The sequence below is a fragment of the Mobilisporobacter senegalensis genome (assembly GCF_003752155.1).
Classification (GTDB): domain Bacteria; phylum Bacillota; class Clostridia; order Lachnospirales; family Lachnospiraceae; genus Mobilisporobacter; species Mobilisporobacter senegalensis.
The window spans coordinates 83,078-97,324 of the sequence record NZ_RJVG01000004.1; the positions used below are offsets into that span (position 1 = coordinate 83,078).

Annotated in this window: 12 protein-coding genes; all 12 read right to left on the minus strand. The window is 31.1% G+C overall.

Annotated features, from left to right (window positions below; genetic code table 11):
- Complete coding sequence (locus EDD66_RS07735; protein WP_123609008.1) at positions 1 to 948, minus strand: DUF5688 family protein; 948 nt, start codon at positions 946 to 948, stop codon at positions 1 to 3.
- Positions 935 to 1,117, minus strand: coding sequence for a hypothetical protein (locus tag EDD66_RS07740; RefSeq protein ID WP_123609009.1), 183 nt, complete (start codon positions 1,115 to 1,117; stop codon positions 935 to 937). The genes EDD66_RS07735 and EDD66_RS07740 overlap by 14 nt, the downstream gene beginning before the upstream one ends.
- A 186-nt stretch (positions 1,118 to 1,303) precedes the next feature.
- A complete protein-coding gene (locus tag EDD66_RS07745) occupies positions 1,304 to 2,239 on the minus strand; it encodes a DUF932 domain-containing protein (RefSeq protein WP_123609010.1) in 936 nt (311 codons plus the stop codon).
- A gap of 230 nt (positions 2,240 to 2,469) precedes the next feature.
- Positions 2,470 to 2,742 (minus strand): JAB domain-containing protein, encoded by a 273-nt coding sequence (locus EDD66_RS07750; RefSeq protein ID WP_123609011.1) that lies wholly within the window; start codon positions 2,740 to 2,742, stop codon positions 2,470 to 2,472.
- A 3-nt stretch (positions 2,743 to 2,745) separates the two neighbouring features.
- Complete coding sequence (locus tag EDD66_RS18405; RefSeq protein WP_170164291.1) at positions 2,746 to 2,913, minus strand: hypothetical protein; 168 nt, start codon at positions 2,911 to 2,913, stop codon at positions 2,746 to 2,748.
- Positions 2,914 to 3,250: 337 nt separating this feature from the next.
- Positions 3,251 to 5,545 carry a DEAD/DEAH box helicase gene (locus EDD66_RS07755; RefSeq protein ID WP_170164292.1) on the minus strand — a complete coding sequence of 765 codons (2,295 nt, stop codon included), beginning with the start codon at positions 5,543 to 5,545 and terminating at the stop codon, positions 3,251 to 3,253.
- A gap of 1 nt (position 5,546) precedes the next feature.
- Complete coding sequence (locus EDD66_RS07760) at positions 5,547 to 7,532, minus strand: site-specific DNA-methyltransferase (RefSeq protein WP_123609013.1); 1,986 nt, start codon at positions 7,530 to 7,532, stop codon at positions 5,547 to 5,549.
- A 722-nt stretch (positions 7,533 to 8,254) separates the two neighbouring features.
- Positions 8,255 to 8,557, minus strand: a complete 303-nt coding sequence (locus EDD66_RS07765; RefSeq protein ID WP_123609014.1) for a hypothetical protein — start codon at positions 8,555 to 8,557, stop codon at positions 8,255 to 8,257.
- Between the two features lie 360 nt (positions 8,558 to 8,917).
- Positions 8,918 to 10,837 carry a hypothetical protein gene (locus tag EDD66_RS07770; protein ID WP_123609015.1) on the minus strand — a complete coding sequence of 640 codons (1,920 nt, stop codon included), beginning with the start codon at positions 10,835 to 10,837 and terminating at the stop codon, positions 8,918 to 8,920.
- Between the two features lie 373 nt (positions 10,838 to 11,210).
- Positions 11,211 to 11,618 carry a hypothetical protein gene (locus EDD66_RS07775; RefSeq protein WP_123609016.1) on the minus strand — a complete coding sequence of 136 codons (408 nt, stop codon included), beginning with the start codon at positions 11,616 to 11,618 and terminating at the stop codon, positions 11,211 to 11,213.
- Between the two features lie 290 nt (positions 11,619 to 11,908).
- Positions 11,909 to 13,864, minus strand: coding sequence for a zinc-ribbon domain-containing protein (locus tag EDD66_RS07780; RefSeq protein WP_123609017.1), 1,956 nt, complete (start codon positions 13,862 to 13,864; stop codon positions 11,909 to 11,911).
- Positions 13,865 to 14,080: 216 nt separating this feature from the next.
- Positions 14,081 to 14,233 (minus strand): hypothetical protein, encoded by a 153-nt coding sequence (locus EDD66_RS18410; protein ID WP_170164293.1) that lies wholly within the window; start codon positions 14,231 to 14,233, stop codon positions 14,081 to 14,083.
- Positions 14,234 to 14,247 lie beyond the last annotated feature (14 nt).

A 14,247-nucleotide genomic window follows, 5' to 3' on the forward strand; every position in this document is an offset into this window, starting at 1 on the left:
TTAAAATAATGCTATAATACCTTCAATGTCATTTTTATATTCATAAATATTATTTGAAAGAATTTCATTTTCTGGCACTTGTGAACTATTCACATCCTTAACCATCTTAAGTAGATCCTCTTTCGATAATCTTTCATTGGAAGGCACTAAAATTACTTCATGGATGCTTGAAGGTAAGATATAGAGATTTGCACCTATTTTATTTCTAAATTCTTTTAATTCATTTTCATAAAACAGCCAAGCGGCTCCATTTATTCCAATGGTATTAGAAGCCACATACATTGTTTCTTCATTTCGTTGATTATTTAGATCTTCAACGAATAAATTCATCATCTCCATTGTTTCCATATCTATATCATTTTGTGAAATTTCTTTTTTCATGATAGACATCATAACTTCCGACATAGACTTAACAGTTGGTGGAAATAGATGTGGGGTATTAATCTGAGCTTCTTTATATACCTCTGTAATACTAATATTCCACTTATTTATTATATCATTTGTTATTGTAATATTCCCTATTCCATTCTCATCTTGTTTTACTAAAATACAAAAGACAAGTGCTAAATCTAAAATAGGAATAGATGGTATGTATTGCAGATTAATTTCGTTTTTCTTATAATTTACTACCCTGAAATAAATTTTGCTTTTGATAGTTTCAAAATCATTAATGCAATCAATAATACTAATTGGATTTGTATCTGCATTATTGTAGATTACAATAATTTCATTTACAATATCGTCCATTGCTCTACCCTCTAGAAACTCATCATAAAAGGTTTCCAAATATATATTCGGTGTCATTTTTTGTTTCTTGTCCCAAATTACCATACTTTGTAACCCCTCAGTATTAATTTTGTCTACTTTCTGGACTTTCACCTTGTAATCTGCTCCAAGTTTAAATTGTACTTCTTTGCTTATTTCTTTCATAAATTCATTGTAATTCATCGTTCACTTCTCCTTCTGTTTTTACTTGATTTGAAATTAAGTGGGGTTGCTCTAACTCATTTGTATCATTTAACTTACTTTGCTGGTTAAAGCTAATTCCAAATGAAATTAAAGCAACCCCCATATCGATTGCCACATTGCATATCTTAATATTAATTCTATTTTGCATTTTCTTCTCCTTTATTTTTTCAAGATAAAATGAGCTTCTACCCCATTGGATAGAAGCTCAAATATACCTCTCATTAATTAAGTTTATCAATCCCTATATACCTTTAAGTGCATGGAATACTTAAAATAGAGTAGTCCAAAACATCTTAAATTTAGAAAAATCAGGCTAGGTGGAAATACTTATTTACTATGCTATATTTCTTACTAGTTCATATGATTTATCAATAAATGAATTCCCCTCTATGGTACGAGCAAATAGATTTTCCTTATAAGAATTTGTTTCACGTAATGGTTTTGCATGGGTAGCAAAATCAGAAACTGCATTAATAAACCGATAAGCATTTTTCTCAACATGCTGTAAATCAGGAGCATAGTAAAATCTATCTTTTATATCCTCTCTTTGTTTCATTACATTTCTTTCTTGTAATTCTGTTGCATTATCAGCAATAGGTAATATTGCTTCAATCATCTCTGTTACTGCATCATCCAATACCTTCCTGTTGTTTAATTGATATATTTCGGTTCCTAACTTATCCATGTAATCTTCAGCACGAAATAAGACCTCTTTTGCCTCATCTAATTTGATTTGTATGTTTCCAGTATGATTCGCAGTCCACATTCTTTCTGCTGTGTTTAAGGCCAAATTAAGTGTATTCTGGCAAACAACACGAATAGGTGTCATTGCAATTTTGATTGCCCCACTACCGTCATGAGAATTTGAAAAGACTAAATACGGACTAATCCGATCACCTGCAATAATATACTCACTCGGTAGCTTTGCTAGTAACCATGTTTTTCTTCCTTCTTGCAATGACCCGGCTGTTTCATACCTCACCCCTTTTCCTAGTAACTCATCTGTAAAAGCAAAGGCTTCTTGGTTTTGCACTATTTTGTAACGATCTGTTACCACTCCTAATACTCTGCAATCAGAATCTCTTACATTCGCTTTGTAGCCTTCAATTGGTACTCCATCACTAGTCACTAATTCTTTTTGAATAACTCTCCAATCTAAACCAGCCTTTTCTAATGCTTCCGTTGATGAAAGTGCCTCTTCTACTCTTATTCCTAACCCATGCCATGGGGCAGTTCTAACATAAAACATTGTTTCTACATTTGCTGACATTAAATCACTCCTTTAAAATATTCTGTTTTTGGTTTCACTGTAATAATATATAACTATCCTTCCTGACCTCGTCATAAAAGGTTAGCATCATTTCTTTAGATAATAAAATGATGCTAATAATTAATCCTTGAAATGTCATTATAAATACGGTCCACTATCCTAATGAACGGCAGAAAAATAGACAGTGTTTCCACTGTCTATTCATTATCGTATGTAATTTTATGCTTTGGCTACATCATAATTCCTTCTTCTCTTAAACTTAAAAAAATATCCTCATCTCCAATAATTATTTGATCCACAACTGAAATACCTAATAAGTTTCCTGCATCTACTAATCTTTTTGTTGTATTGATATCCTCTATAGACGCAGTTGGGTCTCCGCTATAATGGTTATGAAATACAATAATATTCACGGCATTTGATAATATCGCATGTTTGAATACTTCTTTAGGAGATACTATGCAGGAATTTACTGTACCGATAGCAACATCTCTAAAGATAATGGTTTACACTTTGAATTCTCTTGCTAAACTAGCTTCCAATTGAGGTGTGTCTATCTGTCTTGCCCCATGTAGCATACTCCACTCTTTTACTACGATGGTTTTAATAATACTTACGCCGTTCTTTTGTTCTGATCTTGCCATTAATTCATATATATGGTTCTTGTTGTTCAAATTAATTTCCTCCTTGAATTATCAAAAATCATTATTCAAGGAAATAATATATGTTAATAAAGCATAGTTCTACATTTTTATTCCAAGTTTTTTATATGTATAGGCTGTGTATGAATACCAAGCTGGATAAAAATATTTATAATATATCATCAAAAATATTGAAGATATCATTATCATTAGTGCAACATACTAAGAACTTAGCGACGATTAACTAAATATTGGAATATTCCTTTAGATATAGTTAACCCAGATAAGTTTTCCAAAACATAAAGTGCAAACCCAGAATTTTTTTAATTAATAATCGTATCCTTGTTTTATACAAGACTACAAAGTACCTCTATCTTCTAGTACAAACCTCAATTGTCTCTGTTAATGTCGCACAATAAATGGGGCAAATTTTTCCCTGGTGTATCATCCAAACTGTATATCCATCATTATCAACGACCTCGCCTTTATCATTATATTTTTTTTCACTTATGAGCCTTATTTGCAAATCCGGCCCATCACACACTTTTTCAACAAAAAATAATTTTCTCTCACTGTCTGCTTGAATTAAATGATTTCCTTTTGTATCTAACGCAAAAATGACATTTTCTCCCCATACTACAAAATCAGGATTAAAATTGTTAGTCCCTTTACCATCTAACAAGGGGATTTTTAAAAAACCATTTTGGGGATTTCTCATCCATAGCAATCCTGTCTTATCTAACTCTCTTGCAAACCTCAGTTCAAATTCATTAAAATCACTATATCTAGAATGAAGTGAATTTACAAAATCATATCCCGTTCCACTTATGAACACCTCTCCAACTGCACTTGTGTCTAAAGGATTTTGTAAGATATTAGATTTTTTACGATATACCTCCGCAATTTTTTTTGCATATTCACGGACATAGCTAGTAGCATTACTACTGTATTCTATCAAAGCATCAAATTTTGGTATAGACAAATCACATAAGCCCACTGCTCCTTTAGCCAATTTATTTAATTCTCTCCTAAATAACCACCTAACGCTAACCCTATTACTATGACCTGTTTGAACTTCTACTTCTTTGATTTTCTTATTTTTGCCTATTTCTGCTACTGCTTTAATTGTAGTGCCCTTTCCAACAGTATTTATTTCATCAACACTGTAATCATTCATTATTTCAATTAAATGAGCAATTTCTTTTTCTGCCTTTTCTGAATCTATTGCCACATCGGGAATATCTATCTCAAGTTTAGGTTCAATAGTAGCTCTAATCTTCTTATTTCCATCTGTTGATTTATACGATATCGCAATTTCTGGAATTTCAATAGTCAAAGTATTTTTTACATCTTCAATTATTGTTTTAAACACATCTTTCTCATCAGTTTTAATATAAAAACTTGCCATATTCAATTTTTCATCAGGATAATGTTGTCCATTCGGCTGTCTTAATACCCTACCTATAATTTGTGTAACCTGAGTATTAGAGCCCATGTCTTTATCTATATAAGCGAAGTAGCACGATGGGTCATCCCACCCTTCCTGCAACGATTGGTTAAATATAATATGCTTATAGTCCCCATTTATAAATTCATCATAATCATCTTCTCCTCCGTTAAATAAATTAAAATTATTCGGTTTAGGAAATTTATTATCAAATTTCAAATTGCAATAAACCGCAATCTCTTCTGGTTTTACACCTTGTTCTGTCAAATATCTCCATATTTGTATAGGCCTCGCTTTTCTTTCCGTAAATGGAACCAAAATATCGTCAAGCTGTGATGTCTGAAGTAATGCATTAGTATTACTTACATATATTGCTTTTGGTCTAAAATCGCAGCCATATTTTTCGCATGCTTGTTCTGTGTCTTTCATATCAATCAGCATGTTACTAATTGCAATTTCCATAGGAGTCATATACCCTCCAATAGAAATATGCTTTTTTATTAACCCACTATCTACAACCCTTTTGTTACTAATGGCAACTATTAAATCTTTATCTTCCATATCATTATCATTTTTTAATCGATTTATATAATTCTCAAGTTTTTTTGGAACTTTTGTTGTTGCACTCGCAGCTATTAATGTATCAGGTTTCAAATCAAGTAACAGACCTAATTGTTGATCTGATAGATTATGTCCCTCATCATAAACAATAATTAATTCACGTTTTATATTATTAAAGTTTCTACGTTGCTTAAGCAATCCCCATAAGGATTGATTAGCATTGTCAAATCCAGTTTTAAATATTCTTCTATCTCCATTTTCTTTATCCTTTTGATTAAATTTACCAACAGTAGCAACAAGAATTATTCCTTTTTCATCATCAAGTATATCTTGTTCTTTACAGTCTAATAAAGGTTTAACTACATACTCAGTGATATTTTCTGCGTATTTCCCATTGGCTAAATTTTCCAACGTCTGACCAACAACTACTTTACCTTTTGATAACCATAGTACAATCGGTTGTGTATTCGCCATAACTCTTATTTGTTCAATCGTATCTGCTAAAATTAGTGTTTTGCCAGCCCCAGTAATTGCCGATAGGTTTTGGTAAAAAGGAACAACCTCATCTTTTCTAATCATTAATGGTGCTTGCATATATTTACAATATCTATTAGCAATCTGTTCAGACGCCTCAATTTGGAAATTTTTTAATTCCATACTACTCCTCCTCGTTATTAAATCTATCACTGTTTTCATTTAATCCCAAGTGCATTAATATCTTATCTGGTATTTGATAAAACTTAACTTTATTGGTTTGATATATCTGCGTCCTTGCATATACATGAAAAGGTGCCTTTACCCCTTCTTCTTTTGATTCTTTGAGTAATTCCATATATATGTCTTGATCTAATTTTCCTACTGAGTCTTTACCATTCCAAATAATAAAAAAGCCTTCACCCAGACTATTCTTTCCTACTAAAAATTTATATTTCTTTTCTATTCGTTCAATAATGCTTGTTGATTTTCGTTTATCATCCTCCCAATGTGATGAAATAATTACATCTATTAGTTCATCCCTCTTCATTTCTAGTATTGCTTTTGCATCAACTTTCTGTTCCAGTTCCCAATATATAAAGCCACCTGGGAAATCTTCTTCCATTTTTTTAACATTACCTAATTTATCAACTCTATTTCCTTTGATTGCTCTTACAATTCTTTCCCTTGTAAGTGTACTGGCATATCGATCAGTCTCTTCACCTTTTTCTACTAATATAAATTTTCTATCAACTTCTGGTATTTGATTTAATTCAAGTACTGCATGTCCTGTAGTTCCTGACCCTGCAAAAGGGTCTAACACAATTCCTTTTGCAGGACACCATAATTGAATAATTTTCTCAATCAATTTCAATGGCTTTACAGTTTGAAAATTATGTCCTTTACCTAAAATATAATCCAATTCCTTAATTCCCGTCTGGCTATGTCCGCTCTCTTCGAATCCCCAAGATTGGCAATCAAGTTTAAACAATTCATCATAATCTTCATCTGCCCAAAATGTTAGAGGAACTTTACCTTGCTTTACATATTTCAAATATCTCTTCAGTGCAGGTCTTCCATACCCTTCTCGTAAAAAATACAACATCGGAATAACCTTACTTTCCTGTATTTTTTTAGCTTTTTGTTCCGCTAATATTAATACTTCATTTTTACTTTCAGACAATTCTATTACTGGATTATTATCTAAATTTTGAGTTATATCAATAGTTGGTAGATTAGCCCCTTTAATTACTAAAGCTTTTGCTCTACCATCATCAAGACTCATTTCAATATATTTACTTCCCCATTTTTCTAAATATTCCTTCATGTTTTTTTTAGTATTTCGCCATGCGCCTGCTCCTGGATAATGTAAAGCTCCTGTAAAGGGAGATTGTATCGCATATCTATCCTTTTCTGTCTTTCTGGCAGCAACTGGATTATCATCCCTCCATAACCCTTCAGGATCATTATCGGGATTTTTATATTTAGAATTCATTTGCTCTGTTCTACTTAATAAGGCTGTTTTTGATATCGCCTTGTTTTTTGCATATACCAAAACATATTCAGTTGCACTTGATAAATGAGTACTATCATTTTTAGGCGCATACGACTTCTGCCAATTTATTATTCCAATTCTATTTTCTTCTCCAAAAACTTCATTTAACATCATTCCTAAATGAAATAACTCACGTTCATCTATACAAATTGCCAAAATACCATTTGATTTCAACATTGCATACATCATTTGAATACGTGGTAACATAAATTTCATCCATTTTGTATGCCTTGAACCATCTTCAAGCGTAACTAAAGATCCCAAATCAGGATCGTTAGGGTCTGTGTCCCATTTATCATTATATCTAAAATCTTTGCCTGTATTATATGGAGGATCTGTAACAATCAAATCTATCGAACCCTTATATTTATACAAAGTAACCATTGCTTGCAGATTTTCACCATCTATAATTAGATTTTCGCATTTTCCATTATCATCATTAAACGATAGCTCTTTATTAATTTTTATTACTCTTGGCATTACTTTTCTTTGAATTACTTGAGCTGTTCTTTTACCATTGAATGATAGCGAAACACCACCATTTAACATTTTGGCTATTAATTCAACTAACTCTTCCTTACTCATTAATTCAATACTTTCTAAATTATTTTCCATTTCCACGTCTCCTTGTAGTTTATTTTTCACACTACTCAACTACTTAAAAATTTTATTTTAACTAAATTATTAAGACTAATTAAATTTATTAAATCCACATTAAAAAACTCTCATTAATCAATAAAAATATTAAGACAATTCCACTTAGCTTAACATATATCTCTTTTCTATATAAATACCCATTATTAATTGTATCATAAATTACTATCATTCACCATTGCAATTTAATTGATTAACCATTGACTTTATTTTTTTATCCAAAAGCAATACTTATTTGACTTATGGAACCTTGGGGCAATTTACTGAATACGCTAAATCGCACCATTAAATCTTTATTTTATCACTAATTTTTACTATCAAAGCAATTTGTTAAACATAATAGAAACAATACTTACCATTCTCGTCAGCGATTTCTATGAGTATTTAATAATACACTTCTTGCATATATCATGCAAAATCTTCTATTTGTGAGACAACCTTTTTCCGCATAGGATGTATAGCCACTACCACTATAAATATTACTTTTCTACTTTAAATTATGAACTAGAACCCTTTTGACAATTGCATTATCACACGGCTGGTTATAAATCTTCAGATACATTTTTAACACTAAAAAAAGGTTATCAAAGTTTTACTAAAAACTCTGAAACCCTTATCTACCCGGGTGCAATTGGTAGAACTTAAATCTATATCACAATGCTCACTAAATCCTATTAAAGTTTTCATTTCATTATTCTAATAATATCACTAAGTTTTTTATCAAATGTTGCAAATATATGCTTTACTTCCGTCTCCTTGCTATCCACCAATTCAATACATGGATTTGTAAACTGTCTAGACCTTTCATTAGCTTCATTATTTATATATTCCCAATAAAAGGTACTATTTGACTTTTTGTTATCACACTTCACAACATCATTTACTGCGTTAGTAAAAATATCATATTCTTTTTTATATTGATCCTTAATCTCTGAAACATTATAAGTTAATAGCTTTGAATCTAGAAAAGCAAAATAAGAATACAAATTATCAGAAATCTCAATATTAAATTAAGCAATTAGATCATCTGCAAATTTTTTCATAATTACTGTAATACAGGGGTATACAAAAGTGTTCTATTTTAACAAAATACTTTGTCTTATATAAATTGAAAAAAGATGTTAAATTCATGACTTAAATAAATATTTTTGTGGGCACTTACAGGCTAATAATCCGTTTTAGCTACCTATTAAAATTATTATTATATTTACGAAACCTCCATGACAACGCAAAAAGTAGGTTACAATTTATAACATAACCTACCTTTTGCATTAATAACACCAAAGATAAAAGTTTATAAATTAATAGAAATTAGAATAAACATAATTAATAATTTATCTTACTTTTTAATTACTGTTATTTTTCAAATATGGATACCCTTTATTTTTATTACTTGGCCCCAAGTTCCATGAGCTATATACTTTATCGCCATGCTCTTTTACCCATTTATTTAACTTACTTACAAATGTTGATTTCTTTAATTCTTTAGTAGTTAATTTACTACCGTATGTATTAATTTCATCTTTATATATATTCTTACCTGCTAATTTTACGCAATCTTTTAAATAAAAGCAGTTTGATGGTATATTATTGCCACCAAAGGTCTTTCTACCTATTATTCCTCCAACCATACCTCCTGCAGTAACAGTACCCGCATTATAGGAGTTATAGGTTTTTTGATAACTTTCACCAACTATTCCTCCAACATAGAAACAATCTCTTCCTCCTATATTGCCCAAATTATAACAATTTGAAACTTTAGATTTGATATTTGGATAAGGGTCATCAATAATTGCATAGGCACCTAAATTACCTACAATACCACCTAAGCACGTTGAATAACTTGATTTTATATCTCCAATATTATAGCAATTAGTAATTATCCCTTTCAAAGATACTCCAATAATTCCACCTATACCATCTCCATATTTACCAACACTTATCATTCCTTTATTATAACAATTATCTGTTTTACTATCAGAGGAACCTGCAATTCCACCAACTTTTTTGCATTTACTTCCACATGTTATTGTACCTAAATTGTAACAATTTAAAATTTCACAAGCCAAATCATAATCATCTTCACAACCAATAACACCACCAATGGATTCACTATTGGTTGAAATACTAATATTACCTTTATTATAACTTTCTATAATCTTACCTTTAAACATACGACCATTAATACCGCCAATATATTTATTATTTGTACTACATGCAATTTTACCGGTATTATAAGATTTTTGTACGGTACCACCACTGAGATTTCCTACTATTCCACTTATATATGAGCAATTCTTTCCAGTTGTAATTTTACCCGTGTTATAACTATTAACTATATTTCCATCACAGTTCGTTCCCGCAATTCCACCAACACAATTTACATTATTACCACAAGTTATGCTGCCATCATTATAGCTATTTTCCACCTTCCCCAAATTGTTTCCTACTATTCCTCCAAGATCACGATCTGGTTGTTTAACTTTATCATTTTCAAAAACGTAACCTTTATTATAACAATTATCTATTTGCCCATAATTAAGTGCAACAATCCCACCAATATCCGAAGGATGTGAATTAACATCGCTATATGTAACTTTACCATAATTATAGCAATTTTTAACTGTTCCATCATAATTACTTCCTACTATTCCAGCGAGTTCTGAGCCATACCCTATTACATTTCCTTTGTTGTAACAGTTATCAACAATACCATCTTTTAAATAACAAACGATACTTGCGATAGTGTTTCTCCAGTACTTTCCTATCAAGCAACTCTTCTCAACTCCAACATTCTTGATTATTGCCTCAGAAGCACAGCCAAATAATCCTAACCTCATAGCATAATTATCTTTTGCTTCATTACCATACATACCTATAATTTTATGCCCATTACCATCAAAAACTCCTTTAAATTGCGCATTGACAGTTCCAATTGATGTCCAACTATTGTCGGGAGATGAATTCTTCCAATTCTCCCAATTAGACGTATCATTTAAAAAAATATCCGCTATTAATATATAATATGAGGTAGAATAATTAGATATATTCTCATTTACATACTTAGATAAAAGCGCTAATTGTGAACCATTTTCTATTTGAAATGGATCTTTTTCCGTACCGTTTCCCCCAGCAAAATTGCTCGCTATACTTCCATCCCAAATATTATATTTAGCATTTACTTTTGTTGAATTTACAAAATTCACCATAATAATAAAAAATAAACCAGCAAATAGAAATATTCTTTTGTATAAGTTTTTAACCATTTTAACCTCCCTAAATAAATCAATTAATGTTTGTACAATTTTACCATGTTATGAAATTTGCGTCAATTATTACTGTTTTGCCCACCCAATTTCTGCCACAACTTTAAATGTATTCTTATACAACATACCAAATCTAATAAAAAACTCTCCATTTTTTCAATACAAAAAGAAGGCTGACAATATGTAACGAAATCACATCTTATCTGCCTCCCCTTTTAAATTTGTTCACATAGAGATTATAGCTTTTCCTGAACTATCTTTTACTAACCCATTGATAAATGATATTATCACCAGAACCACTTATTAATACTACTGCCATAACAGTATATAGATAAACCACAATTTCTTTAATGTTTTACAAAATATTACTTCATTAAAGATTAGCACATATTTTTATATAATCATTATATAGGGTATCAGTATCTATTGAATTACCATCAAGTGATTCATAATATGGATGGCTAAATTCTACTTCAAACTCAGAGTAGAAATCATTTATCAAACCTACATATACAGAACTATTTTCTTTTCCAAACTGATCACTAGTAATATCAATTATTAAACCATCCTTTTCCAACCAAGCATGACTTTGTTCGCCTCTCTCACCACATATATAATTATAAACTCCATACCCTTTACTATGTAAATATGATCCTAAAATTAACGAAGTATCTCCACAGCTACCAAGTGGAAAATTTTTGAAGCTAATTAATAGTTCATTTTTATTGGTTTTTTCAATAGCTTTGCGAAACTGTAAACAAATTCTGATGAGATTATCCATAAATCCTCCTTTGGGGTTATATTGTTAATTAGAATCCACCTAATTTTATTTTATAAATAAGAATATTTTAATTGGATAAACTTCAAGATATTTTTTATTTCACTATTTTCTCGCTCTTTTACATCGATTACATCCGCTTTTGTAGTTCCTGCTTTTACTGTATCTTCCCATTCATGCCTATTTTTATAAATCCATAAACCTTTTATTTAGAATTATTGGATAAATCACCCGGAGTTAATTTTCCATTTTTATATAAATATGATTCTTTCACCGATTCAAAATTTATTTTTCTAAATCTTAGAAATGAGTTTCATTTTTTTATTACTGCAATATGGACATCCTGCTTTTTGTCTGGATGTAACTGTTGCTTCCCATTCATGTCCCTTTTCACATATCCACCAAACTTTTTTACCAGACCTTCTAGAAACTTCACTAGGTTGTAACCCATTATTTTTATTATAATTCCATTGTGCAGCTATTTGTGGGTAAAATTCTGCCAAGCTATTACCCTTAGTTGGAATACTTAATTTTTTTGATAATTGATTTTTCAAGCACAAAGGACATCCAGAACCTTTCATTCTAGCACTTATGTAGGATTTCCATTCTGTGCCACATACTTGACATTTCCACCAAGCTTTTATATTTGAACCTTTTCCAATAGTTGTTGGATTCAAACCAGTATTCTTTTTATAACACCATTCTTTCATTAAATTGGGATTAAGAGTCACAATATCGTTGATTCCTTTTACTACTATTCTATTATTGCATATAGGACATCCGCGACCTGCTACTCGGTGAGAAATTGATGCCTGCCATTCATGCCCATTTTTACACACCCACCAAACCTTTTTATCAGAACCACTAGTAACTTTCGCAGGTGTCAAATCACCATTTTTTTGTATATTCCACTCATCCATCAAATATGGATGAGTGATTGCTAGCGAATTTTTCTTTTCCATGTAATTCAAAAGTTTATATATTTTTTTTCGATCTTTATTAATATTAATTTTAGGTAAATCATCCATAATGGCACTTGTCTGTTCATTAATTTTTAAAATTACTTCTACGATAATCTTTTCTAAATCTCTCTCTTTCCTTGATCGTAAAAAAAAGCAAATACTACTTCCCTGAAGTTTTGGACAATTGGGTTCTCTTATTCTTATTAGTTGTATTCTATGTTGATTGCATATTTTATCTTTTTCCATATCATTTTCAATAGAAGAATGAAATGCTTCACCATCATATTCTATTCCGATATTTAAACTTGGTATAAAAATATCTAGTTCTTTACCTCCCAAAAAAGCAGGTCGATAGTTTTCTATGCAATCATGAAAAGCCATTGACACATAGTAATATACTACTTTCTCAGGGAAGGAAACTCTAAGTTCTCTAGAGCACTCAGGGCAGCCACGTTTAGCTCGATTATTAATTGTAGCCTGCCATTCGTGACCTTTAAAACATTTCCACCATACTTTTTTATTTGAAGAAGGGGCTACATCTGTAGGAAACAGCATTTCATTCTTTGTTGGGTGCCATTCTTTTGCCAATATCGGATTTATAGTTTCTAAATCATTGAAACCCGCTTGAATTATTTTATTACTGCAATATGGACATCCACGACCTTTCGTTCTATTAGCGATAGATGTTTCCCACTCATGTCCTTTATCACATTGCCACCAAACTTTTCTATGTGACCCCGATGATACTGTCTCGGGAGTTAATTCACCATTTTTTATAAAATGCCATTCTTTTGTCAATTGAGGATATTTATTTATCAAAAGATTATCTACATTAGGTATACTTCTACTTTTAGAAATCGCCTTTTTCCCACATTCTGGGCAACCACATCCTCTGGTTCTACTACTAATCAGTGCCTTCCACTCATGCCCACACTTTTTGCACTTCCACCATACTTTTGCGTGAGAGCTTGCTTTAACATTAAATGGTGTAGCTGTCCCATTTTTTTCTTTCAACCATTCCTGAACTAAATTTTTATGTGTAGTTGCTAAATCAGTTTCTCCCTTCACAGGAAATCTTCCACTACAATATGGGCATCCTGATAATGTAGAGGTTCGACTATTCACACTAGCAATCCAACTATGACCCTTGTTACAATTCCAATGTACTTTACGTTCAGAACCATACGATATTTTTTCGTCTAACTCTCCATTTTTCAGTGAATCCCATTCTTCCAAGAGATACTCATAATGATTTTCATGACACCAATCTAATAAACTTTTTCTCATATGTTCCCCTTATATGATAATTGCTTTTACTTTTATTATCTTATAATTAACTTAGTGAATAATGATTTGAATTGACTTATAACCTGCTAAATAATGTGGTTGCTTATTTCTACGCAAAAACCTCTCCCATCCTTCTAAAGCTTCTGCCATATATTCATCTAACAAAGCTTCATCTTCAGATGCGCTTTTTCCAACATACCCATCATTTGATACACTCTAAAACACTGAACACGCATATTCATATCCCTCATAATCCTCAGGTCTTGGTAAAACTTTAAATGTTCCATCTGTATCAACTAACACCACGTTACTGACTTTGTCATTTCCATAAGCTAATGCTTGTTTAAGTTGATTTCTATCCAATATCATAAAATAACCTTCTT